We start from the raw sequence: 22,813 nt of genomic DNA on the forward strand, positions 1-22,813 counted from the left end.
AATGCCGATCCAAGCAAGGAACGCCACGTGCCTTCAACGCTAGATCTGGCAGAAGGCGACGCGGCACTGATCGCCGCCATCCAGCGCAGCCGCAGCCTGATCGCCCGCAAGGCGCTGCTGGCGGCAGCGGCCAGCGCCGTACCGCTCCCGGGGCTCGACTGGGCCGCCGATGCCGCCCTGCTCTCACGGCTCATTCCACAGATCAGCGCGGAGTTCGGCCTGTCGGTAACGCAAATCGAGCATCTGGCACCGCAGAAGCGGGAACGCATCCAGAAGGCCGCCTCGACCGTCGGTGCGTTGCTCGTCGGCCGGCTGGTCACGCGCGATCTGCTGATCACCCTCGCTCGCCATGCCGGCGTGCGCCTCACGGCCAAGCAGGCGACCAAGTACGTACCGATCGCCGGCCAGGCGATCTCGGCGACGCTCGGCTACGCCGCATTGCGTGCACTGGGCGAACTGCACATCAAGGATTGCGTCCGTGTGGCCAAGGCAGTGCAGCATGCGCTTCCCGAGCCCGAGCGCACCACTCTCCCAGAGGCCGGCACGCGCATCGAAGAGCGCTCACCTGCTCCTTCCGCCTTTGGACTGAAACGCCTGCTCACCCGGATACGCCGGGGCTGAGAGCGTACCTGCCAGAAAAGCACACAGCCGGGAACCGCTGAGCAAGGCCAAGCAAGCTCAGCCATCGTGAAAGCGGAAGATTGCATCGCATCTTCGGCCATGGAGTCGTGCGCTAAAAATCTCCTTTCCTATTCATTTTCTCCAAGTCCGTCAATTCATCAAAATAACTAGATGGGCGTTTTTTTTGTGATATTTGTCACATTTTTGTGCCATCATGTTGCATCGGCAAAGCGCCGCATGTCATGCAATAAAGATCACGATGGTCAGTCTGTTTCAGTGCCGGTGCGGAATCCGATACTTGGTTCGTCGCCCCCGCACTCTGTGGATGAAGGTGTTTTTCACCAGGGCTTTGTATGTGTGTGCGTCGTGCAATCGACGACAACTGCTGCCGCGCAATCGCGTGGTCAACGCACTCCGGGACTATTTCGAGAGTTGATCCGTTCGACCAGGCGCATCGGCGGCCGCTCGCTCCAGACTTGCGCTGAAGCGGCGGATCGGTTCGAGCGGGGCGCGGACTGACGCCTTTCCGCACCGACACACCTGCGGCAGAACTCCCAAGGTGAGCCCGCGGCAGGCGCTCGACGGTGGGCCTGACGTGACCACAAGAAGACCGCCGGCCGAGACATGTCGGCGGTGTGCGCACTTTTTCACAAAATACAAAAATACCCAGAAAAACCCTGTACGCCAATTCGTCGCCTCCCTCGTTGTTCATGGCAATCACCCACAGAACATCGGAGGAATTCATGACTCATCTCTTCTTGGCACTCGCCGCAACCGGCGCATCGATGACAGCCCTCTGCTTCCTCGGCCTCATCCGCATCGCCGGCATCTGCAGCCAGAACGAAGACATGGAGCAATCGGCCGCAGCGCAGCCGTCATCGTCGTCGAGCACACCCATCAGCCGTGAATCGCTGACCCTCGCATTTTCGACAGCCGCCTGAGTCGAGCACTTGCATGCAGCGGCACTCACGCCGTTCGCATCGACGCCGACTTTCTCAGCACGGGGTGGTTTGCTGGATCTGCTTATAGACACAGATTGGCCCATGAGGCCGCCCGTGCGAGATTCATTTGAAAATCCAGAAGGCTGCAGTGCGCAAATTTGCACTGATGGCACGCCAGCGATGAGCGCGCAAAGGCAAGCCTTGACGACCGCACGGAGTTGCGCAGCGCAAGAGATCTAAGGATGGAGTATTCCCATCGCGGGAATAAAGATGGGATACCGCTATTGAATCTATAGCAGCAAACCTAGACAGAGGATGGTGGGACGTGCGGGGGTCGAACCCACGACAAACGGATTAAAAGTCCCAAATTTCCGGATTTCTGCGAACATCTGTAAACTGGCAACATCACATAAGTGATTGATTTTAAACATTTGTCAGTCCATATTAGTCCGTATGCGTTCGAGGCCATCTCGAGAAATTCTGGCAACGATCTGGCAACGGATTTTCGCAAACGGAGTCCATAAGTCGGGCACTGGGCTCGCAACGGAGTCGGAAACATGGCAACCAAAACCCCTGGTCAAGCCATCAACGATCTTCCCTCAGGTGTCTTCAAGACCCTTTGCAAGATCAGCCCGCTGGGCGCATTACAGGCACGGCGGCAGCGGACGGGCGTCGTCGCCTTCTATTGGCGCTACAGCATTGGCACGGCGAGTGAGAGAGTCTCTATTGGCCTGTATGACTCGGCGGCACCACCGCGGGGTGTTACGCCCACCGCGATCGGCTATTCCATAGCAGCCGCTACGCGCGCGGCCGAATCGTTGGCGCTCGAGCATCACCAGCACCGCGATGAAGGTGGACGGCCTGCGGTCCTGGCTGCGCAGCGCGAGGCCAGGCGTTTGGCCGCCGAAGCCAAGCGGCAGGCCGAATCAAATACCCTGGACCACCTGCTCACCGCCTATTGCGATCACCTGCAGGCGCTGGGTCGGCGTTCGCACAGCGATGCGCGCAGCATCTTCAAGCTGCATGTGAAAGAGGCCTGGCCCAAGGTTGCTGCCTTACCAGCGAAGGACGTGACTGGTGAGCAGTTTGCCGACATGATGCGCAGACTGATCAATGCCGGGAAAGGCCGCACTGCGAACAAACTCCGCAGCTACGCGCGCGCTGCTTTCCAGACAGCCAAGGCTGCCCGCCTGAAGCCCAGTATCCCTGCGGCCTTCAAGAATTACGCGATCACCGGCAACCCCGTAGCGGAAACCGAGCCTGACGAATCGCAGAACCGCCCCGACAAACGCCCCATGAGTGCGGCAGAGCTGCGCACCTACTGGAACCTCATCAAGCCATTGCCCGGCTTCAAAGGAGCATTGCTGCGCCTGCACTTGCTCACCGGCGGCCAGCGCATCGAACAACTGGTCAATCTGGAAACAGCCAATATCACCGACGACTCCATCCTGCTGCACGACGGCAAAGGGCGACCCGGACGCCCCCCACGTCCACACACGCTACCGTTGGTCAAGGAGGCCAAGAAGGCACTGACCGAATGCAAGCCGGCGGGTGAATTCGCGCTATCTACCGACGGCGGCCAGACGCATGTCGCGGCGACTTCGCTAAGCCACTGGGCCGTGGAAGCGGCCGGCGAGAACATCAAGGATTTCCAAGCCAAACGCATTCGCTCAGGCGTCGAAACGCTGCTGGCGAGCGTCGGCGTGTCGATGGAGATTCGGGGCCGCCTGCAGTCGCACGGCCTCGCCGGCGTGCAGGCGCGTCACTATGACGGGCACGACTACATGACTGAGAAGCGCAAAGCACTGGAGACGCTCTGGAGGCTGCTGGAACAGCGCACTCCTTTCTCCAAGGCCGCTTCCACTGGCAACTCGCTCGAGCGAATTTAGGTGTGCATAGTTCGCGAACCTAGATTTTTATCCGTAGCAACGACTACACAATAACTTTGTCCATCGGGTCATGTGCAAACATCTTGAAATGTGAGCTTTTTCCCATCGACTACGCACAGTAAATGACCAGACGCCCTGACGCGAAGCCGATCTGGCAGACAGCTGCGGGGTTCCCTCGCCTTGGCCAGAGCCCGACGTTTTGGGTGTAGCGCAGAATCCGGCCAATCCCGGACGTCCGAAGCGCGTGCGCACTGACCACTGGTCCGGCACAATCCAACATGGTTGACGAAATCGCGCATGCGGTGGCGGTCGCTGACCGTTTCGTGGTCTTGCTTCGGGGCGAGGAGTTTGAAGGTTGGGCCGCGAGTTCGGCCGAGTCGCTCGCGCCCTGGAAAGAGTTATTCCGCTCGAAGCCATGAAGCCTGTACGCGCGCACGAGATACACGGGCCGGGGAGCACTCAGACGTCTACACGAACGACGAGCTTGCGTTCTATGCCTGGGGCGCTTGCGGTTCAGCCGTGCGCCCCCAACGGCATGCTTCACTCTTCAATAACATGGCCGAGTGGCCGGCGGCGGCCACTTCGAATTCCATGTCAAGCTCTCTTTGCGGCCGCAGAATGTGCAGCCATCATGACCTTTGACCGCAGCGAGCGCGCGCCAGAATTCCTTGGGAGCCTGGGCCTTTTGAAGCACCGTCTCTGCGGGCCTTCGGGACTCTGCGCGAACCACGGCCAAAAGTGACCGCCGCCATGAGCGACCCTTCACCGCAACCACGAGCAAGAACCCCGCTCGAGCCGCTCCCTCGCACCCCGCAACGCGAAGCCCTAGGCGCGATGGGCGGGTACGACTATCAAATCTGGCGGTCTATCGAGAGTTGGGTGATGCTGGCGGACGATGAGGTGCTGTTCCTCGAGGGCGCCGAGGACATCGACCGCGTGAGCTCTTCCGACACCACGACGGTGCAAGTCAAGCGAACCGAGGATGGTGTGTCTCTGAATACGCAGAACGTGCGCGACGCCATTCGGAATTTCTGGGCAACCGCGGAACGCTCTCCGGACCGTCAGGTCAAGTTCGTCTACCTGACGACGTCGAGCATCGCGAAGGAGCGCGACGCCCGGTTCGGCGGCTTGCCTGGCATCGAGGCGTGGGGGAAAGCCGCGTTCGACCCCGTGATGGCGGAGGCCGTCAGAAAGCAGTTGCTCGCAAGCCTCGAGGACACCCAGCCCATTCGGGCATTTCTGACGTCTGCGACCGTGCGCGACCTGCAGACGAGACTGCTCCAGCGGTTCACCTGGCTGACTGGTCAGCCGGACGTGGAGCTCGTGGAGAAAGCTGTTCTAGAGCGAATCGGCGATGCGCTCGTCTTGGCCAAACAGCCCCGGAGCGCCGCACGCACGGTCAAGAACGAGCTCTTGGCCCACTGCTGGAAGCAGGTACTCAAGCCCTCACCGGACGAGCGCAAGCTCGACAAGACTTCGCTGTGGCTGCAAGTCGAGAAGGCAACGACGATCACGCTCGAGATGCCCATGAACAGCGCGGGTGGGCTGCTAGTGGTGGCCGCGCAGTTGTCTTCGCTACAGGCAAACTTCGCGAACTTGGCACTTCTGCAGGGGACGCCACCCAGTCCTCCGCGAGCGCTTCTTCGCCGCCAGGCGCTGGTGGACGCCGTCTCTGAGCGCGTCATCCGCCGTGACGCAGTACTTCTTGTCGGCTCAGTGTTCAAAGGCAAGACGACGATTGCGCAGGTTGTCGCGCGCGACACCGGCCTCGATGCGAGCTGGACTGAGCTTTCAGGGAGAACGCCGGCTGCCACGTCGGACACGCTGCGGCTGCTCGCACTCACGATTGACAGGTCTGATGGCCCGTCCTTGCTGATCCTAGACGACCTCGATACGTCAGCGAACGCCCGACGCGTCTACGCCGCGAGCCTGCGGCAACTCGTTCACCGCGCGAGAGTCGCAGGTGTCGCACTGCTCTTCACGGCGCAAGGGCACACCGAGGCGCTCGAGCAAGAGGTGGCGACCTCATGGGGCGTAGATGTTGTCGTTGTGCCCGCGATGCCACAGCCTGAGATTGCGGAGCACTGCGTAGACTTCAATTGCCGCAGCCAGCACCTTGCGAACGCGTGGGGCCAGCTCATCGCCGTTCAGTCGGGTGGCCACCCTGCGCTCGTGCACGTCCGGCTGGTCGAACTTCGCGACCTGGGTTGGCCTGCGCTCGAGCTCTCGATGTTCGTCACACCTTCACCCGGGACGCGGTCGGCCAAGCAGATGGCGCGCGAACTGCTGGACTCGTCAGTGAGCGCCGAGGCGAGTCAGTTTGCGCTCGAGGCCGGCGAATTCATGGTGGCGCCAACCCGCGAGATGCTGCTCAACCTTGCCGGACTCCCGCCTAAGCTCACCGGAACGCAGGCAGTACTGTCCACGTTGACGGGGCGCTGGCTCGAAGAACTTGGCAACGGGCGTTATCGCGTAACTCAGATTCTTCGCGGCGAAGTCAACGTAACATGGACCGTGAAACAGCATCGCGCCGTCCATGCCAAGCTCTTCGACTCCATTTCTGCTTGCGGGTCAATCGCACCGAATGACGCTGGCGCACTGGTCTTTCATGCGTTCATAGCGCTGGACGCGCAACGCTTTCTGTTCAGCGTTCAGAAGATTGCAACAGCAAATGCTGAGGTCCAAAGACTGGTCTTCTCGCACTGCTCCTGGGTGTTGCATGTTAGCTTCGATAGCGGTCCGGTGCAGGCCGCGCTGCAGGCCGCGATGCCTTCGTTGCGGCATCTCCAGTTCCTTGTCGCGGAAGTTGAAGACCCGCCGCGTCTCGCCGAGTTCGCACGCGCGTGGCGTGACGAAATTGGACCGCGTGTTTCCGATGTGCGGTGGACATTCAATCGTGTCATGTATGACATGACGGTACTGAGCAAGCATGTCGCGCTCCCGATGGAAGTGGTGCTCGACGCCGTCTCAAGTGCTGTGCAAACGCAGCAGCCCGCAGCATCTTTAATAGCTAGCGGTGTCGCGAACATGAAGGCCATGCCGGCCCTGCCTGGGTTCGCTTTCCCTCAGAGCGCAACGACATTTCAGTTTTTCTTGTCACTGCGTGCCGGTGGAGTGCGAACGCTGCGTGATTTCAACGACCTCCTGGCATTTCTCTCCAATCCGTTGAACCAGGCGCTCGCGGACCAGTTCGATGAGATGCTCGATTGGCCGCACGTTCGTGACCTCGGCGCGTTCGTACATACCGGGTGGGTCGCGGAAGCCAATAAGGACAGCCCCGACTGGTCACCATGGCTCGAGGTGTTCGACCAAGCGCTTGCCGTCTGCGAAGTCTGCAAACTTCCGCTATACGGAGCACAGGTCGCACGTGCGAAGTCGATTGTGTTGAGCGAGTACGCTGGTGACTTGCCCGGCGGATTCGCTGTCCTTGACCGGGTTACAGACCTCTTTGGTCCGAGTGCCGTCATCGAGGAACAGCGCATCAATTTAATGGGACAGTCCAATGACCACGGGTCAGCATTGTCGGCGTGGGATGCAACCATCACTCGCTTCGGCTCGCAGGCTATCACCGACCCGTTTGCCTTCCGGCGGGCTGCAATCTCGGCCGCAAAGCTGGCGCAGTTTGACCGCGCCTCGCTGTTCTTCGAGCAAGGCGCTAGGCAGCAGAATGACGGGTTTGTACCGACCCGCGTCGGCCTTCTCTTCGATGCGTCGTACTGCGCGTTGCGGGCAGGACAGCTTCGGCGCTGCAGCGCGCTTCTGACCGATGCCGTGCTGCTGCTTCCGCCTGAGGCGTGGGCCGAAGGCGACAAGCGCTGGGAAGCCATTCTCCAGGCCGGAAACGCCACGGCACAGCTTTTCGAGAACCCCAGCAGACTGCTTCCCGGTGGCAAGCCTTTTGTGATTTCCTTTGGCCGCGCGAGCCAGCCTGGACTAGCCGTTGAGGAGTCGACCCCTGGTCAATCCATGCGGGTTGGAGTCCTTCAAGCTCAGGTCGCATTCCTCGAGGCTCACTGGCGTGACGCGTCAAGTGCGATGTTCGAGCGCGTCTCCGTCTTAGTGCGAGGCGATGACCTTTTGACGCGGTACGTTGGGACGAAATCGCTGTTGCTGCGCGAGCTTGTAGGGGGTACGTCGCCAGCCTTTTTCCGCTACGTCGCGGGCATGTCCAACGTTACTGCCGAACTCAATGCGCAGCGTGCAGCGTCGGGTACTGCGACCGTCATGGCAGAGGAACTGCTGCCTGGCATGCTGGCGGTCGGTCTCCTTCTTGCCTCGGGTGAGCCGAACCAACTGCTGGAGCGCTGGGACGCCAAGGCTCGCGATGCGAAAAAGGTCGATATCGTGCTTATCTTGGAGCGTCTCCAGGCCGGCCTCACTATGGCGCCGAACGCCGCCGCAGTCGAGGTCATCCAGTTTGTCAGCCGAGACCAAGTCGTCAACTTTGGCGCGGCCGTGCGCGTTTGCCATTCCGATGACGTGCAAGCCCGCTCACTGGTGGTTGCGTCGCTCCGGATAGTGGCTGCAGTGCGCTTGGGCATGACGCTTTTCTTTGCGCGCAGTATCGACGCACCTGTCGCTCGTTTCCTTGTTGAGCGGCTCAACCAGCAGACCAGGCTGCCCGCGCAGTTCTCGATGCCATCGGTTGCTCTTTCGACCGTCACGCAAACGGTACGCCAAGTCCGCGCAGGGGAAGCTGGGCTAAAGGAAGTGCTCACGGTGGGCTGCAGCATCACTGGCATCAATCCCGGTGACGCTCTCAAGCTACTCTGAGGCGGAGTACATCCGGTGTGGGACCTTCTTCACAACGAGACATGCAGACCTCTTGCCGACTTAGTGACGGTGTGTTCGTTCGACATTGTCCGCGCATCAAAACGCCCGACGCTGCAGCGCCCATCGGACGCCGGTTTCGGCCTTTCATTTTTAAGCCGTGACGGTCTGCTTCGGGCGGCGGATTCAACCGGTCAACGCAACACACTAAAAACTGCTTAGGCAGAAGGAGTGTTGCAGATGAAGTATCGGACGCGAACCTACTACACGGCCGCCCAGAAGGCATTGATGTGGGAGCGGTGGAGAGATGGTTGGACCCTTCACCAGATTGGCCAGCTGTTCGACCGACCTCACACCTCTATCCACAACATCTTGTCGAAGACCGGTGGCATTCGACCGCCGGACCGGCGGCGCAGCGCCAATGCGTTGACCCTGGCAGAGAGAGAAGAGATCTCCCGTGCCCTGATGGTTGGTGAATCGATGCGTTCGGTGGCGGCCCGACTTGGCAGGGCACCGTCGACCATCAGCCGCGAGATCGGACGCAACGCAGGGCAAGACGGGTATCGGGCGAGCGTCGCCGACGAAGCTGCCTGGAACCGTGCCCTACGGCCGAAGCGATGCAAATTGGTCATGAACCGACCGCTGGCTGGCGTCGTGGCGGACCTGCTTCGAATGCTGTGGTCGCCGGAGCAGATCGCCGGCTGGCTCAAGCATACTTATCCGAACGACCCGAGCCTTCATGTGTCACACGAGACCATCTACCGCAGCCTGTTCATTCAAGCGCGCGGCGCATTGAAGAAGGAACTGCTGGAGCACCTCAGACGCACGCGCGGCATGCGACGCTCTCGTTCCTATACGCAGAAGACGGCGATCCATGGGCAGATTGCTGATGCCGTTTCGATCAGTGAGCGGCCCGCATCTGTCGAGGATCGGGCGGTACCTGGTCATTGGGAAGGTGATCTGGTGTTCGGCAGCGGCAACAGCCAGATCGCCACGTTGGTCGAGCGGCAAACGCGATACGTGATGTTGGTGAAGCTCGAAGGCAAAGACTCGCAGTCGGTCGTCAACGCGCTGATCAAGAACGCGCGCAAATTGCCGCAAGAGCTCTACAAGTCATTGACCTGGGATAGAGGCACGGAGATGCACGGTCACAAGCGATTCACGATGGCCACCGACATCCAGGTCTACTTCTGTGATCCCCAGAGTCCCTGGCAACGAGGCAGCAACGAGAACACCAATGGGCTGCTCAGGCAATACATGCCAAAGGGCATCGACATCTCAGGTTACTCACAGCTTGAACTCAACGCGATCGCGAGACAATTGAATGAGAGGCCGCGCAAGACGCTCGGCTTCCATACGCCTGCTGAGATGTTCAGCGAATGTGTTGCGTTGACCGGTTGAATCCGCCGCCACAAGCAGCCGACGGGAGGATGCCACAGCGGCCACAGCGAGGCCTCGATAGGAAAGGCGCTCCATCTGTGACCTGTATAGCTCAACAACATAGTAAGGTTCACTAACTGGGGCTCCCTACAGCGAGCAAATGAGCTGGCTCGAGCACCATGTTGATCCATAGCACTCAGTGCTATAAAATCGTGAGCGTCGAACGGCATGACCATCTACACCACGCGTTGGTTCGAGCGCTGGGCGCGCAAACAAGGATTGCCTGCGTCGAGCCTCTGCGCAGCCGTTCAGCAGATGGCGGCGGGATTGGTCGATGCAGACCTCGGCGGCGGCTTGGTAAAGAAGCGAGTGGCGCGTCCGGGACAAGGAAAGAGTGGCGGTTATCGCACGCTGGTCGCCACGAACAGAGGAGACCGATGGGTTTTCGTGTTCGGCTTTCCGAAGAACGAGCGCAGCAACATCGACAAGGACGAAGAAGAAGCCTTGAAGAAGTTGGCCACGCATCTGCTGTCGCTGACGGCCGAGGCGCTCGACAAGGCACAGCGTGCGAGTGAGATTTTCGAGGTGAACTGCGATGCGCAAGACTAAATCATCGATTCTTGAGGCCGTCCACGATACGGCGCAGGGCCTGCACAAGGCGGGTGTGATGGATCAGGTCACGCTGCGCGATTTCGACCGCCTGTGCCTGCCCCCCATCGAACCGCTGAAGCCTGAACAGATCAAACAGATCCGCGAAGGCTCGCGGGTTAGCCAGGCCGTTTTCGCCCGCATGCTCAACACCAGCGTCTCCACCGTGCAGAAGTGGGAAATCGGGCAGAAACGGCCTACCGGAACCGCCCTTAAGCTGCTGCATCTGGTACAGGAGCGCGGGCTGGAAATCGTGGCTTGATGTATCGGAACAATTCAATCACGGCTCGCCAGCCAGTCGCTGCGCGATCCAGGCTTGAACCGCAGCTTCAGACCATGTCGCTGCCCGCGGGCCGACTTTGACGGAATGTGGAAACGCTCCGCGCTGCATCTGTTGATAGATCGCTGATCGTCCCAGCCCAGTGAGGCGCTGCACCTCCGGCAAACGCAGCAACCTGTCAGGACTGCTCGGCGGACGCTGTATCGTCTCTTGCGCTGATCCGCCAGCAAGCAGAGAGAGCGCCTCACGCAGCAGGGACGCTGCACGGTCGGCTCGACCGGACGGAGTAATGAAAGCCGTCGGATTAGAGCCACCTGGAGTGGCAGAAACAGTTGGTGTCATGGTGCATTCCTTTGGAAATTGCGTTGGCGCCCAAGACCGTCACGCAATGTCCATAGAGTGCCGCGAGCATCCGCAAGCCCCAACCTGCTGCGGCAGGCCAGGGCGTGCCACAGCAAAACCACATGGCTGGGTGGCCTGTTGCCAGGCTCGCCCTTCGTAAGCGTGCGGGGATCACGCAGTTGCGTTCAACATGCGTAGCGGCCTGATCTGCTCCAGGGCTCGCAGCAGCTAGGACGGTCAAGTAAAATACATTTGGGTGGCATACTATTTCGGGTGTTCCAGGATTCGCGCAGGTCGGGCCGCCTCGCGGCATTTCCACGCCAGCAACCTCATGTCCGACACCCCGATCCAGTGGATCGCGGCAGCCATCTTTGCTGTCGCCCTGCTGCATACTTTCAGCGCCAAGCAGTTCGAGCGCCTTTCCCATCGTTATCCGCGTCACGCCGGCCTGTTTCACCTGCTTGGCGAAGTCGAAGTCGTCTTCGGTTTCTGGGCGATCGTCCTGGTCATCGTCATGGCGGGGGTCGTCGGCGGCGCCAGTGCGCTCGACTACGCCGAGTCTCGCAACTACACCGAGCCGCTCTTCGTCTTCGTTGTGATGGTGATCGCGGCTTCGCGCCCCGTGCTGCGAACCGTGATGTCGCTGGTCAGTGCCGTTGCTCGCATCGTTCCCGTTCGCACGCCGCTCGCAACGGCGTGGCTGGGCTTGGCCGCTGTGCCACTGCTCGGCTCGCTGATCACCGAGCCTGCTGCAATGACGATTGCAGCTTTGATGCTCGCACCTCAGATCTTTCGGCCCGACGTGCCGGAGCGCGGGAAGTATCTGGCGCTTGGCGTGCTGTTCGTCAACGTCTCGATCGGCGGAACGCTTACCTCCTACGCCGCCCCGCCAGTCCTGATGGTGGCGACCACCTGGCAATGGGACAGCGCGTTCATGCTCGCCACATTCGGCTGGAAGGCGGCATTGGCCGTGCTGTTGAACGCCACCGTTGCCACCTACGTGCTGCGCCGCCATTTGCTTCCCGCTCCAGTAGGTAACAACGACGTTCCGGCGGAAGCCCGAGTGCCTCTATCTGTGGTTTCCGTTCACTTGGCGCTCTTGGCCGGCGTGGTTCTTTTCGCCCACCATCCCGTCGTTTTTCTCAGCCTGTTTCTGATGTTCCTCGGGTTCACCCAGGCGTACGAGCGCCATCAGAGTCCGCTCATACTGAAGGAGGCGCTGCTCGTCGGGTTCTTCCTAGCGGGCTTGGTCGTGCTTGGCGGCATGCAGCAATGGTGGCTACAGCCGATCGTTTCGGGGCTCACACCCGTCGCGCTGTTCTTGGGTGCTCTCGGCCTGACCGCGATCACAGACAACGCAGCGCTGACCTACCTTGGGTCGCTGATTTTCGGCATCTCCAACCAGTCGAAGTACATGCTCGTTGCAGGCGCGGTGGCCGGGGGCGGGCTGACCGTGATTGCCAATGCACCCAATCCTGCCGGTGTGGCGCTGCTCAAGCGCGGCTTTGCCGATGAGACCATTGGCGCGGGTGGATTGCTACTTGGCGCGCTGGGTCCAACGGCTGTCGCAGCGGCGGCGTTCATGTTCCTATGAATGTAAGGCGAGAGCTGCCTTACCGACTTCCATCGATGGGGCAAAAGTTCGCCGACGAGGCGAGCTTTGTGCGTCGGCAAGCGCTGCAGCACATGCTTCAGATACGCCTGCGGGTCGAGCCCATTGAGCTTGGCCGAATGGATCAAGCTCATCACGGCCGCGGCGCGTCGAAGCATCTCGTCCTTGAGCGCGTCCACCAGGGGCTGCAACTGCACGCCGCAGGCTCCGACCCACTCGGTCATGCACGAGCACCTTAAGGCGATTGGCATGGCGGTTGGCGAACAGGTAGGCTTGATGTGGATGCGCGGCGCCGAACACCTTGACGACATGACCGAGCGCCGTATCGGTGCCGGCTCGCATGTCCAGCGGTTCCACAGCCAGCCATACCGCGTCGACGCGGATCACGTCTGGCTCACCGCAGCACCTCGCGAACCCACAGGCCATGGAGTTGGTGTGTTCAGCGGCCGGCACGTCAAGCTGGTCGTTCAGACCTACGGCGGTGTTCAAGAGGCTTCGAACCTCGACACGCCCACAAAAAGCGGCCGTCTCGGCCTGACCGTCCGCGAAACGCCCGCCTCGATCACCACCGTGACCCGCGCACCTTGACGTCGGATCCTTCCATCGCTGCCGTGGTCTTCACGGCATACGAGGCGCCTCCACATCGGAATAGACCAGCACGCTGTCCGGCAGGCGAGCCCCGCGAACTTCAATCGCTGCGACTGCGGCGTTCAGTTCGGCGATTTCCGACGTTGTGAACGTGACCGCACCAGCGCCGCTGTTGTCGATCATGTGCGACATCTGGGTCGTGCCAGGAATCGGAACGACCCATTCCTTCTGCGCCATCAACCAGGCCAGCGAGATCTGGGCGGGAGTGGCAAGTTTGCGCCGCGCCCAGGTCTTGACCAGCGTGACAAGGGACACGTTGTGCAGTAGATTGTCGGGAGAGAACCGCGACTCGATCTTGCGGATATCACCATCGGCAAACCGCGTATTTGCGTCGATCGCCCCGGCGAGGAAGCCTACACCCAGCGGGCTCCACGGCACCATGCCGATGCCAAGCTCCTCGCAGAGTGGAAGCAGCCAGCGCTCCGGTCCGCGCCACAGCATCGAATATTCATTCTGGACCGCGGTGACCCTCTGCTCGGCATGCGCGCGACGCAGCGTGCCCTGCCCCATCTCGCACAAGCCCCAGTGCAGCACCTTGCCCTGTTTCATCAGGTCCTTGATCGCACCGGCGACCTCCTCGATCGGTACCTGTGGATCCACGCGGTGTTGATAGAGCAAATCGATGCGATCGGTACGCAAGCGCTTGAGCATGCCCTCGACTGCAAGCTTGATGTGCGCCGGCCTGCTGTTAAGCCCCGGGCGGCGTTCGCCGGTATCGAGATCGATGTTCCAGCCGAATTTCGATGCAATGACGACTTTGTCGCGCATGGGCGCGACGCCTTCGCCAAGAATGCGCTCCACCTCATGCGGGCCATAAGCCTCGGCTGCGTCGAAGAAGGTGACGCCACGGTCGAAGGCTGCTCGGATGATGTTGAGCATCTCTGGTCGGCTTGGAACCGTAGTCTGGTATGTGCGGCTCATGTTCTGCACCCCCAGGCCGAGGCTGGAAACCTCGAGCGATCCCAATTTTCGCCGTCCAATGGTTTCGGTAGCTTTGGGTTCACCTGCGCCTGCCATCTGCCGGGCCGAGGTTCCCGTGGTCATGCCGCTCAGAACTGGAACGACCGCCATGCTCCCCGCCGATCGGAGAAAACCACGGCGCGCTGATCCGGATCGGAGTTGAGGTGCCACTGCTGAAGCGTCCTTTTGTACTGCCATCGGTCGATCAGATGTCGAGCCGCCGCTCGCTCAGCGACTTGACCATGGCAGGATCGCGATGCGAGAAGAAGTTGCTCTGTCCGGTCTCAAGCGTCGAGACGAGGGTCATGTCCGCGTCGTCGAGCTCGAAGTCGAAGATGTTCAGGTTCTCAACCATCCGCTCCTTACGTACCGACTTGGCCAGCGACACGATGCCGCGCTGAACCAGCCAACGCAGCACGACCTGCCCCACGGACTTGCCGTACTTTTCACCCATGGCTACCAAAACAGGGTTGTGAAAGAGGTTGTTTCGTCCTTCGGCAAACGGCGCCCAGGCCTCCGCCTGCACATCGTTGTCCTGCATGAACTTCACGCTGTCGGCCTGCTGGTGAAAGGGATTCACTTCCACCTGGTTCACGGCCGGCACCACCTCGTTGAAGGCCATGATGTCCATGAGCCGGTCCGGCTGGAAGTTGCTCAAGCCGATTGCCCGGAGCTTGCCGGCGCGGCAAGCTTCTTCCATCGCCCGCCACGAGCCATGAACGTCGCCGTACGGCTGATGGATCAGGTAGAGATCCAGGTAGTCGAGCTTCAGGCGTTGCAGCGACTTGTCAATCGCAGCCTTCGTGCGCTCGAAGCCGGTGTCCTGGACCCACAGCTTGCTGGTGACGAACAGGTCTTCGCGCGCCACGCCGCTGCCTCGCAGGCCGTTGCCCACAGCACCCTCGTTCATGTAAGAGGCGGCTGTGTCGATGAGCCGGTAGCCGGATTCGATTGCATCGATAACGCTGCGTTCGCATTCCTTGGGGTCGGCGATCTGGAAGACGCCGAATCCGGCGATGGGCATCTGGATGCCGTTGTTCAATGTGACGTGTTGCATGGGAAGTTCCTCGAGGTTGTTGAGTTGGCTTGGCTGTTCGCGAGGGCTTACCGCGGGACGGGGGCATCTTTCAACCAGCCGTTGACGCGATCCATGGTCTGGCGCTCCTGGTCGGCCTGCATTGAGAAAGCACGCTTCAGACGGGCCTGCGGCGCATGTCGGGCGAGGACGGCCTCGCTGTTCCCCAGGCCATAACCACCGTGGGTGATGAAGGGAATGATGGTTATGCCCGACAGGTCGTGCGCCGCAAGGAAGCTGCGAATGACGGGTGGCGCGGTCTCGCCCCAGATCGGAAAGCCGAGGTACACCGTCTGGTGGTTCCTGATGCCCGACATCGTGGCGGCCAGTGCAGGTCGAATGCCGTTGTCGCGCTCCACGCGTGCCAGCTCGACGGTGGACAAATAGTCCTCCGGATAGGCAGCGGCTGGCCGGATCTCGAACAGATCAGCACTGGTCGCGCGGCGGATCAGACCGGCCACGACGCGCGTGTTGCCTGTGCGGGAGAAATAGGCCACCAGGGTGGACTGTCCCGCAGCGGGTTGGGCACCCGATGAAGGCGCGGCAGCCTGTGCCGTGCCCCCCAGTGAAAGGCCGGCCAGCGACGTCATCAGCGCGCGGCGGGTGGGATCATTTGAGGATGTCATGTTTGTGGAGGGATGAGGTCACAATGGACGCGCCGTGGTGGCAGACGAACGTCGCCTCACGAGGCAGGCCAGCACGACCACCAGCGCCACTGCCGACATCACGGCCCCGCCCGACATCACCGTGCCGATGCGATGCGCCAGCGCGGCTTGCGTGTCGTTGACGGGCGAATCGCTCATGGCGAACACGACGACCAGCAGCGCCAGGCCCACCGATCCACCCAACTGGTGAGCCACGCCGACCATGCCGGAAGCAGAGCCCGCGTCTTCTGCCGCCACCCCAGAGACGCCGGCAATCGTCAGCGGGCTCAAGGCGAATCCCATGCCGGCGCCGATCAGTACCATGGGCAGCAGGACTCCCGTGATGAGCGGGGTGCCGGCATCGAGACCACCCAGCCATGCCATGCCGACCATTGACATCACCAACCCGCTGGCGAGTGCGCCGGCATTGCCGAAGCGCTGCGCCAACCGCGGCACGAACATGGCCGCAATGAAGTTGGCGAGCATCGACGGCAGGAAAGCAGCGCCGGCCCAGAGCGGCCGCATGCCGAGCACACCCTGCAGATACTGGGTGGTATAGAAGAAGAATCCCATGACCCCACCGATGAACAGCATACGCGCGACATAGGCGCCCGATCGCACACGGCTGGCGAAGAGGCGCAGTGGCAGGATGGGTTGGGCCACGCGGGCCTCGTTCCAGATGAAGAACGACAGCAGCATCACACCCGCCGCGAGCGGCACGGCCGTGCCCCGATGGAACCAGCTTTGCTCCGCCGCATGCACCAGGCCGTAGACCAGTGCGACCATGCCGAGCGTGGACAGCACGGCGCCCGCCAGGTCGAAGCGGCCGATGCGCTGTGGCGTCTCTGGCACGTAGCGGCGTGCCGCCACGATGAGCAGCAGACCGATCGGCACGTTGATGAAGAAACCGGCCCGCCATGACAGCAGATCCGCCGCGATGCCCCCCACGACCAGGCCAATACTGGCGGTAATGCCACCGACCGCGCCGTACCAGCTCAGGGCGCGGCTGCGCTCTGGGCCTTCCGCAAAAGTGGTCGACAGCAACGCCAGCGTCACCGGTGCCAGGATGGCCGATCCCACGCCCTGCACTGCGCGGGCTGCGACCAGCCAGGCGGGCGAGCCGGCCAGGCCGATGGCCATCGATGCCGAGGTGAAGATTCCGAGCCCGGCGATCAGCATGCGGCGTCGGCCCAGAAGGTCACCGGCGCGAGCTCCGAGCATCATCAAGCCACCGAATGCCAGCGTGTACGCGTTTTGCACCCAGGACAAGCCTGCTTCTGAAAAGCCGAGCCCCTCCCGAATCCTTGGCAAGCCGGTGATCACGATCGAGTTGTCGGTCACGATCATTGCGTAGCTCACGAGCATGATCGCGAGCAGCAGGCTGCGGCGCTTGTGGTCCATTCAGCTCGCCTTGTGCACGCCGAGACTGCGGCGCAGTTCCAGGCCGGGTGCTGGTGCGGTGGCAAGCTTCACCACGAGATCCGCCACGCCCTTGCGCGAGACAGCGTCGCCCGCAGACTTGAACGGTTCGCCCTTTTGCGTGATGCCGTAGGCGATCTCGTCCTTGTCGCTCAGCCAGGCGGGCCGGATGATCGTGTAGTCGAGGTCGGAGGACTCGATCACGGCTGCCGCCTTGCGGTACGGATCGAGGATGCTTCCGTAGCGCTCGCCGGGGATTTCGTCGTAGATGCCCATCGAGCTGATGAAGATCAGCCTGCGCAGCCGCGTCGCCTTCATCGCCCTCAAGATGGCTCGCGCCTGCGATTCCAGATCGCCGGCCAGGTTGGCATAGACCACGTCCTGCCCCGACATGGCATTGGCCAATGCTTGCGCATCCAGCACGTCGCCTTCGACTACGCGCCCCCGACCATTGATGGCGGAGCCCTTGAGCCGGCCTGCGCGGCGGAGGTAGAGCGTCAGCGTTACGTCCGGATGCTGCAGGAACAGTCTGGTGGCGACACGGGCGATCTGCCCGTTCGCGCCGAGGATGAGAACCTGGGTCACGCGCATCCTCAGCGGTCGAGGGCCGCTTCGAGGCCTTCGGACAAGGGTGCGCCCTTGATGTCGATCGTGGCAAAAGCCTTGTCGATCTCGGCAAGATCGTCGCGGGTCAGCGTCACGTCCGCGGCGGCGCCGTTGTCGTCCAGATGGGCGATCCTGGTTCCGCCCGGGATCGGCACGATCCACGGCTTCTGGGCGAGCAGCCAGGCCAGCGCGATCTGTGCCGGCGTGATGCCCTTGCGCGCACCGAGCGCCTTCAGGAAGTCGACCACCTTGAAGTTCGCCTCCAGCGCTTCGGGCGTGAAGCGCGGGAAGTCCTTGCGCAGGTCGTTCGGGTCATCGAACTTCATGTCCCTGGTGATCGCGCCGGTAAGGAAGCCCTGGCCCAGCGGACCCCAGGCGACCAGGCCGATGCCGAGTTCTTCGCACAATGCGAACTTGGTCGCCTCCGGCTCCCGCATCCACAGCGAATAGTGATCCTGGATGGCCGTCACCGGCTGCACCGCGTGCGCCTTGCGAATGTTCTGCGCGCTGGCTTCCGAGAGGCCGAAATGTTTGACCTTGCCCTCCGCGATGAGGTCCTTGACCGCACCGGCCACGTCTTCCATCGGCACGGCCGGGTCGACGCGGTGCTGGTAGAGCAAGTCGATGCGGTCGGTGCGCAGGCGTTTGAGCGACGCTTCGACCACGGCACGAATGTGTTCGGGACGGCTGTCGAGGCCGACCATCTCGTTCTTCTCGTTGATCTTGAAGCCGAACTTCGTGCAGATGAGTACCTGATCGCGCAGCGGCTCGAGCGCCTCACCCACCAGTTCTTCGTTGATGAACGGGCCGTAGCCTTCGGCGGTGTCGTACAGCGTCACGCCCTGCTCCACCGCCGACCGAATCACACCGATCGCTTCCTTGCGGTCAGTGGCCGGACCGAGACCAAAGCTCAGCCCCATGCATCCAAGGCCGATGGCCGAAACGTCCAGATTTCCAACTTTGCGTGTCTTCATTCTTGACTCCATTGAGGCGCCAGCCGGCGCGCAGTCGTGTGGTTGAGGCGGTGGGCACCGACGACTCAGCCACCCATCCACCGTGGCGATCGACTGTAAGCATCGCCGACTTCCGTGAGAAGTGGCAGACTTCACTAACCAAAATGAGGAAAATTCATGAGTGTTCGTGAAAACCTGGGCGATCTCTACGCATTCGTGATCGTTGCGCGCGAGGGCAGCTTCACCCGAGCGGCTGCGCGCCTGGGCATTTCCCAGTCCGCGCTCAGTCATGCAATGCGCAATCTCGAAGCAAGACTGGGCTTCCGACTGCTCACCCGCACGACGCGTAGCGTTTCACCGACCGATGCCGGGACCAGAGTGCTCGACGCCATGGCACCCCGGCTCGATGAAATCGAACTGGAACTGGGTGCCCTGGCGGAGCTTCGCGACAAGCCGGCCGGCACGCTGCGCATCACGTCCTCCGACCATGCGGTGGACACCATTCTTCTGCCCAAGCTGGGCAAGTTGTCCCAGGCTTACCCGGACCTGAGAATCGAGATCGTTGTCGACTATGCGATGATGGACATCGTCGCCCAACGGTTTGACATCGGTGTTCGGCTCGGCGACCAGGTGGCGAAGGACATGATCGCCGTCCGCATCGCGCCCGATATGAAGATGGCGGTCCTGGCGGCGCCGGACTATCTCCGGCGATCACCCCGGCCGATGACACCGAGGGACCTGACGACGCACAACTGCATCAACCTGCGCCTGCCGACACACGGCGGCCTGTACGCCTGGGAATTCGAAAAGGACGGAGAGAAGATCAACGCACGTGTCGACGGCCAATGGACCTTCAACACCCTGGCGCAAATCATGAACGCGACGCTGGCCGGCATGGGTCTGGCCTACTTCGCAGCGGATCTCGCACGCCCCTATGTCGAGCGAGGTGAGCTCGTTTCGGTCCTCGAGGACTGGTGCCCAAGCTTCCCGGGGCTGCACATCTACTATCCAAGCCGCAGGCAGTCCTCTCGCATTCTTGCCTTGGTCGTGGATGCGCTTCGCTACAGGAATTGATCAGGCGCGGCCCTTTGCCGACTCGGCAATTGGGCAGAGGCTGCGTCTGGCGTACTAACGACAGCGCGTCGCTCAGCGGAGCTTTTTTGCAGCCCTTGACCCCGCCGCGCTCGCACCCTTGCGCCCCTTCTGCTCGGCGATGGCAAGCTCCCTGGCGCCGAGTTCGAAAGGCTGCGCTCCTGCGAGCCGTTCGACGGTCAGATCGATGAACGCGCGCACCCGCGAGGGCTGAGCCGCACGACTGCCGTAGTAGACGTGGACGTCGAGGTGGTCGGTGGCGTAGCGCGTAAGCAGCGGCACCAGGCGGCCCGAACGAATGTGGTGTGCCGCGGCCAGGTTCGAAAGCAGCCCGATCGCGTGCCCAGACAGCACTGCCTCTGTCTCGATCTCCACGTCGTTGGTCGATAGAAACGGCTGCGTGTCCCACGATATCAGTTCGCCATCCACCTGCAGGACCCATGGGAACACGCGCCCGGTACCCGGATGGCGGAACACGCTGCATCGATGCGCTGCCAGTTGGTCGATCGAGTCCGGTGCGCCATGCCTGGCGATGTAGGCCGGCGCGGCACACACCATCAGTTGGACCGCGAACAGTCTGCGTGCGACCAGTCCCTCCTGCGGTTGCCCACCGATGCGAAAACCGACATCGACGCGATCCTCCACCCAATTTCCGATGCGGTCGTCCAGATGCAGATCGGGCCGGACATCCGGGTGGATGCTGCAGAACTCATCCACCAGCGGCCACAGCACCTGAAGAAAAGAAGACTTGGGGGCCGCGATGCGCAACGGGCCCGCGATCTCGTCCTTGGCGGTACGAACCTGTTCCACCGCACGCTCGAGCGCCGCGAGCGCCGGCTGCGCCGACTCGAGGAATTGCCGCCCCTCCTCCGTAAGCGCGATGCTGCGCGTGGTCCGGTGCAGCAATCGAACGCCGAGACGCTGCTCCAGTTGCGCCAGCGTCTGACTGGCGGCTTGCGGACTCACGCTCAGGGCGGCAGCGGCCTTGCGGATGCTTCCCAGCTCCACTGCCTTGATGAAAGTCTCGATGGCTCGGAAATCGCTGGTGGCCATGTGAAATCCTGTAGTCCTTCTTCGTTTGATTATCAATCTGCCATTGCAACTGGGACAAGGACAAGCCGACTAGTGGATTGATACCGGCAAGCCTAGAGTCCATTCATCCCATCCGAGACGTTGTCGCGGTTCGCAGGCAACCCGATGGGCTGAAGAAAGGATGACATCCATGAACATCGATCTCACGAACAAGACGGCCTTCGTCACCGGTGGGTCCAAGGGCATCGGAAAAGCGATCGCACAGACGCTCGCGGCATGCGGTGCGAATGTCGGCATCATGGCCCGTGGGCGTGAGGATCTCGACGCCACGGTGGCGGCCATCAACGCCGGCAGTGGTGGCAGAGCGCTTTCCCTTCCGGGTGATGTGTCGAAGTTCGACGACATCACCGAAGCCGTGCGCCGGACGGTCGAGACATTCGGCGGGCTGCAACTCGCGGTCAACAACGCCGGCGTGGCCGGCGATCCCGGTCTGCTGCACGTGACCGGGCAGGAGAACTGGCGCAAGGTCATGGGCGTCAATCTCGACGGCGTTGCCTACGCCATGATGGCCGAGGCGGGTCAGATGATGAAGTCGGGCGGCGGCGCGATCGTCAACATCGCGTCTGTCGAGGCGCACACCATCCTGCCGCAATTCACGGCGTACACCACTTCAAAGCACGCGCTCATCGGCCTGACCAAAGGCGCCGCCGCCGACTACGCACGTCATGGCATCCGCGTGAACAGCGTGTCACCCGGCGTCATTCGCACGCCTCTGACGATGGCGGAGGGTCAAAAAAGCGTGACGGACCGGCTGGCCGAGCGAATTCCCGCCGGCCGCATCGGCGAACCCGAAGAAATCGCGTCTGCGGTTGCCTACCTGCTGTCGGACCTGGCCAGTTATGCCAGCGGCGCCGACCTCGTGGTCGACGGCGCATTCCTGTTGCGCGAGTAACGCAACCCTTGTTTCAACCTGGCGCAAAACCTGCCCGACCAGCCGGCACGGCTGGCGCCGTATCAATGAAGGACTCCCTATGTCACAACGCAATTGGCTCATCACGGGCGTGAGCAGCGGTTTCGGTCGCGAACTCGCCGAGCAGCTTCTCCAGCGGGGCGACCGCGTCGTCGGCACCGTGCGCGATACCACCAAGGTCGCCGACCTCGTCGCGACCTACCCCGAGTCCTTCGTTGCAGAGGTGCTCGACGTGACCGACGTGGCCGCTGTGCGCAAGGTCGTCGACGGATCGTTCCGGCACCTGGGCCGCATCGACGTTGTCATCAGCAATGCGGGCTACGGACTGTTCGGCGCCGCCGAGGAGTTGAGCGACGCGCAGGTAGACCAGATGATCGCAACCAACCTGACCGGGTCCATCCAGCTCATTCGCAGCGCCCTGCCGCACCTCCGCTCACAAGGCGGTGGTCGCGTGATACAAATCTCCTCCTATGGCGGGCAGGTTGCATTCGCCGGCAACTCGCTGTATCACGCGACCAAGTGGGGCATCGAGGGCTTCGTGGAATCGGTCGCACAGGAGGTTGTCGCATTCAACATCGGCATGACCATCGTCGAGCCGGGCGGTGCGCGCACCGAGTTCCGTTACGGCAGCGCTCAAGTGGCCAAGGCGATGGACATCTACGACCAGACGCCGGCGCACGCCTTCATGCGCATGCTCGATCCGGCCAACGGCCTCGCGCCGGGCGATCCGGCGCGGATGGCTGCGCGGATCATCGAGAGCGTGGACGTCGAGCCTGCCCCCATGCGGTTGGTGCTGGGATCGCAAGCGCTCGAGAACACGGTGGCAGTGCTGAACAAACGCATTGTTGGCTTCGAGGCGCAGAAGGCGCTGGCAGCCTCCACGGATTTCCCAGCCGGGGAATGACCGGCATTCTTCTTCTCCACCTACCGA

The 22,813-nt window shown here is 62.0% G+C and carries 19 protein-coding genes and 3 pseudogenes; 12 read left to right on the forward strand and 10 right to left on the reverse strand.

What is annotated here, in order from left to right:
* Positions 1 to 27 precede the first annotated feature (27 nt).
* The 8 genes and pseudogenes from AC07PZ_RS27940 to AC07PZ_RS27975 form a co-directional block, all read left to right on the forward strand.
* Positions 28 to 516, forward strand: a pseudogene (locus AC07PZ_RS27940) (hypothetical protein); the annotation flags it as partial.
* Positions 517 to 1,331: 815 nt separating this feature from the next.
* The gene (locus tag AC07PZ_RS27945; protein WP_495298430.1) at positions 1,332 to 1,562 is read left to right on the forward strand and encodes a hypothetical protein; all 231 of its coding nucleotides are present in this window, start codon (positions 1,332 to 1,334) and stop codon (positions 1,560 to 1,562) included.
* A 557-nt stretch (positions 1,563 to 2,119) separates the two neighbouring features.
* The gene (locus AC07PZ_RS27950) at positions 2,120 to 3,451 is read left to right on the forward strand and encodes a tyrosine-type recombinase/integrase (protein WP_495298431.1); all 1,332 of its coding nucleotides are present in this window, start codon (positions 2,120 to 2,122) and stop codon (positions 3,449 to 3,451) included.
* Positions 3,452 to 3,729: 278 nt separating this feature from the next.
* Positions 3,730 to 3,870: a hypothetical protein gene (locus tag AC07PZ_RS27955; RefSeq protein WP_495298432.1), complete on the forward strand. Its 141-nt coding sequence runs from the start codon at positions 3,730 to 3,732 to the stop codon at positions 3,868 to 3,870.
* A 331-nt stretch (positions 3,871 to 4,201) separates the two neighbouring features.
* Complete coding sequence (locus AC07PZ_RS27960; protein WP_495298433.1) at positions 4,202 to 8,224, forward strand: AAA family ATPase; 4,023 nt, start codon at positions 4,202 to 4,204, stop codon at positions 8,222 to 8,224.
* A 237-nt stretch (positions 8,225 to 8,461) separates the two neighbouring features.
* Complete coding sequence (locus AC07PZ_RS27965; protein WP_495298434.1) at positions 8,462 to 9,622, forward strand: IS30 family transposase; 1,161 nt, start codon at positions 8,462 to 8,464, stop codon at positions 9,620 to 9,622.
* 207 nt (positions 9,623 to 9,829) lie between these two features.
* Positions 9,830 to 10,210 carry a type II toxin-antitoxin system RelE/ParE family toxin gene (locus AC07PZ_RS27970; protein WP_495298435.1) on the forward strand — a complete coding sequence of 127 codons (381 nt, stop codon included), beginning with the start codon at positions 9,830 to 9,832 and terminating at the stop codon, positions 10,208 to 10,210.
* Entirely contained in the window at positions 10,197 to 10,511 is a 315-nt protein-coding gene (locus AC07PZ_RS27975) for a helix-turn-helix domain-containing protein (protein WP_495298436.1), read from the forward strand. Before AC07PZ_RS27970 ends, AC07PZ_RS27975 begins: the two co-directional genes overlap by 14 nt.
* 18 nt (positions 10,512 to 10,529) lie before the next feature.
* On the opposite strand, the gene AC07PZ_RS27980 is transcribed toward AC07PZ_RS27975, so the two are convergent.
* The gene (locus AC07PZ_RS27980) at positions 10,530 to 10,871 is read right to left on the reverse strand and encodes a helix-turn-helix transcriptional regulator (RefSeq protein ID WP_495298437.1); all 342 of its coding nucleotides are present in this window, start codon (positions 10,869 to 10,871) and stop codon (positions 10,530 to 10,532) included.
* Between the two features lie 331 nt (positions 10,872 to 11,202).
* On the opposite strand from AC07PZ_RS27980, the gene AC07PZ_RS27985 reads away from it, so the two are divergent.
* Complete coding sequence (locus tag AC07PZ_RS27985) at positions 11,203 to 12,465, forward strand: putative Na+/H+ antiporter (protein WP_495298438.1); 1,263 nt, start codon at positions 11,203 to 11,205, stop codon at positions 12,463 to 12,465.
* A 26-nt stretch (positions 12,466 to 12,491) separates the two neighbouring features.
* On the opposite strand, the pseudogene AC07PZ_RS27990 reads toward AC07PZ_RS27985, so the two are convergent.
* The 8 genes and pseudogenes from AC07PZ_RS27990 to AC07PZ_RS28025 all read right to left on the reverse strand — a co-directional run.
* Positions 12,492 to 12,635: pseudogene (locus AC07PZ_RS27990) on the reverse strand (transposase domain-containing protein); the annotation flags it as partial.
* 109 nt (positions 12,636 to 12,744) lie between these two features.
* Positions 12,745 to 12,909 (reverse strand): annotated as a pseudogene (locus tag AC07PZ_RS27995) (transposase family protein); the annotation flags it as partial.
* A 192-nt stretch (positions 12,910 to 13,101) separates the two neighbouring features.
* A complete protein-coding gene (locus AC07PZ_RS28000) occupies positions 13,102 to 14,202 on the reverse strand; it encodes an aldo/keto reductase (protein ID WP_495298439.1) in 1,101 nt (366 codons plus the stop codon).
* Between the two features lie 94 nt (positions 14,203 to 14,296).
* Entirely contained in the window at positions 14,297 to 15,148 is an 852-nt protein-coding gene (locus AC07PZ_RS28005; protein WP_495298440.1) for an aldo/keto reductase, read from the reverse strand.
* Between the two features lie 47 nt (positions 15,149 to 15,195).
* Positions 15,196 to 15,792, reverse strand: a complete 597-nt coding sequence (locus AC07PZ_RS28010; RefSeq protein ID WP_495298441.1) for a flavodoxin — start codon at positions 15,790 to 15,792, stop codon at positions 15,196 to 15,198.
* An 18-nt stretch (positions 15,793 to 15,810) separates the two neighbouring features.
* A complete protein-coding gene (locus AC07PZ_RS28015) occupies positions 15,811 to 17,211 on the reverse strand; it encodes an MFS transporter (protein WP_495298442.1) in 1,401 nt (466 codons plus the stop codon).
* Entirely contained in the window at positions 17,212 to 17,820 is a 609-nt protein-coding gene (locus AC07PZ_RS28020; protein ID WP_495298443.1) for an NAD(P)H-binding protein, read from the reverse strand. It abuts the gene before it with no gap.
* 2 nt (positions 17,821 to 17,822) lie between these two features.
* Positions 17,823 to 18,809 (reverse strand): aldo/keto reductase, encoded by a 987-nt coding sequence (locus AC07PZ_RS28025; RefSeq protein ID WP_495298444.1) that lies wholly within the window; start codon positions 18,807 to 18,809, stop codon positions 17,823 to 17,825.
* A 156-nt stretch (positions 18,810 to 18,965) separates the two neighbouring features.
* On the opposite strand from AC07PZ_RS28025, the gene AC07PZ_RS28030 reads away from it, so the two are divergent.
* Positions 18,966 to 19,862 (forward strand): LysR family transcriptional regulator, encoded by an 897-nt coding sequence (locus tag AC07PZ_RS28030; RefSeq protein WP_495298445.1) that lies wholly within the window; start codon positions 18,966 to 18,968, stop codon positions 19,860 to 19,862.
* A gap of 72 nt (positions 19,863 to 19,934) precedes the next feature.
* Here the strand turns inward: AC07PZ_RS28030 and AC07PZ_RS28035 are convergent, their stop codons facing one another.
* The gene (locus AC07PZ_RS28035) at positions 19,935 to 20,933 is read right to left on the reverse strand and encodes a LysR family transcriptional regulator (protein ID WP_495298446.1); all 999 of its coding nucleotides are present in this window, start codon (positions 20,931 to 20,933) and stop codon (positions 19,935 to 19,937) included.
* A 169-nt stretch (positions 20,934 to 21,102) separates the two neighbouring features.
* Here AC07PZ_RS28035 and AC07PZ_RS28040 point away from each other — a divergent pair, with 169 nt between their 5' ends.
* Entirely contained in the window at positions 21,103 to 21,864 is a 762-nt protein-coding gene (locus AC07PZ_RS28040) for an SDR family NAD(P)-dependent oxidoreductase (protein ID WP_495298447.1), read from the forward strand.
* 79 nt (positions 21,865 to 21,943) lie between these two features.
* Positions 21,944 to 22,786, forward strand: coding sequence for an SDR family oxidoreductase (locus AC07PZ_RS28045; protein ID WP_495298521.1), 843 nt, complete (start codon positions 21,944 to 21,946; stop codon positions 22,784 to 22,786).
* The last annotated feature ends 27 nt before the right edge of the window (positions 22,787 to 22,813 follow it).

The sequence above is a fragment of the Variovorax sp. GW821-FHT10B04 genome (genome assembly GCF_059415645.1).

What these genes read in the sequence shown, in the direction of transcription:
- AC07PZ_RS27945 (WP_495298430.1), top strand. Translation starts at nt 1,332, where the DNA reads ATGGCAATCACCCACAGAACATCGGAGGAATTCATGACTCATCTCTTC.
- AC07PZ_RS27950 (WP_495298431.1), top strand. Translation starts at nt 2,120, where the DNA reads ATGGCAACCAAAACCCCTGGTCAAGCCATCAACGATCTTCCCTCAGGT.
- AC07PZ_RS27955 (WP_495298432.1), top strand. Translation starts at nt 3,730, where the DNA reads ATGGTTGACGAAATCGCGCATGCGGTGGCGGTCGCTGACCGTTTCGTG.
- AC07PZ_RS27960 (WP_495298433.1), top strand. Translation starts at nt 4,202, where the DNA reads ATGAGCGACCCTTCACCGCAACCACGAGCAAGAACCCCGCTCGAGCCG.
- AC07PZ_RS27965 (WP_495298434.1), top strand. Translation starts at nt 8,462, where the DNA reads ATGAAGTATCGGACGCGAACCTACTACACGGCCGCCCAGAAGGCATTG.
- AC07PZ_RS27970 (WP_495298435.1), top strand. Translation starts at nt 9,830, where the DNA reads ATGACCATCTACACCACGCGTTGGTTCGAGCGCTGGGCGCGCAAACAA.
- AC07PZ_RS27975 (WP_495298436.1), top strand. Translation starts at nt 10,197, where the DNA reads ATGCGCAAGACTAAATCATCGATTCTTGAGGCCGTCCACGATACGGCG.
- AC07PZ_RS27980 (WP_495298437.1), bottom strand. Translation starts at nt 10,871, where the DNA reads ATGACACCAACTGTTTCTGCCACTCCAGGTGGCTCTAATCCGACGGCT.
- AC07PZ_RS27985 (WP_495298438.1), top strand. Translation starts at nt 11,203, where the DNA reads ATGTCCGACACCCCGATCCAGTGGATCGCGGCAGCCATCTTTGCTGTC.
- AC07PZ_RS28000 (WP_495298439.1), bottom strand. Translation starts at nt 14,202, where the DNA reads ATGGCGGTCGTTCCAGTTCTGAGCGGCATGACCACGGGAACCTCGGCC.
- AC07PZ_RS28005 (WP_495298440.1), bottom strand. Translation starts at nt 15,148, where the DNA reads ATGCAACACGTCACATTGAACAACGGCATCCAGATGCCCATCGCCGGA.
- AC07PZ_RS28010 (WP_495298441.1), bottom strand. Translation starts at nt 15,792, where the DNA reads ATGACATCCTCAAATGATCCCACCCGCCGCGCGCTGATGACGTCGCTG.
- AC07PZ_RS28015 (WP_495298442.1), bottom strand. Translation starts at nt 17,211, where the DNA reads ATGGACCACAAGCGCCGCAGCCTGCTGCTCGCGATCATGCTCGTGAGC.
- AC07PZ_RS28020 (WP_495298443.1), bottom strand. Translation starts at nt 17,820, where the DNA reads ATGCGCGTGACCCAGGTTCTCATCCTCGGCGCGAACGGGCAGATCGCC.
- AC07PZ_RS28025 (WP_495298444.1), bottom strand. Translation starts at nt 18,809, where the DNA reads ATGAAGACACGCAAAGTTGGAAATCTGGACGTTTCGGCCATCGGCCTT.
- AC07PZ_RS28030 (WP_495298445.1), top strand. Translation starts at nt 18,966, where the DNA reads ATGAGTGTTCGTGAAAACCTGGGCGATCTCTACGCATTCGTGATCGTT.
- AC07PZ_RS28035 (WP_495298446.1), bottom strand. Translation starts at nt 20,933, where the DNA reads ATGGCCACCAGCGATTTCCGAGCCATCGAGACTTTCATCAAGGCAGTG.
- AC07PZ_RS28040 (WP_495298447.1), top strand. Translation starts at nt 21,103, where the DNA reads ATGAACATCGATCTCACGAACAAGACGGCCTTCGTCACCGGTGGGTCC.
- AC07PZ_RS28045 (WP_495298521.1), top strand. Translation starts at nt 21,944, where the DNA reads ATGTCACAACGCAATTGGCTCATCACGGGCGTGAGCAGCGGTTTCGGT.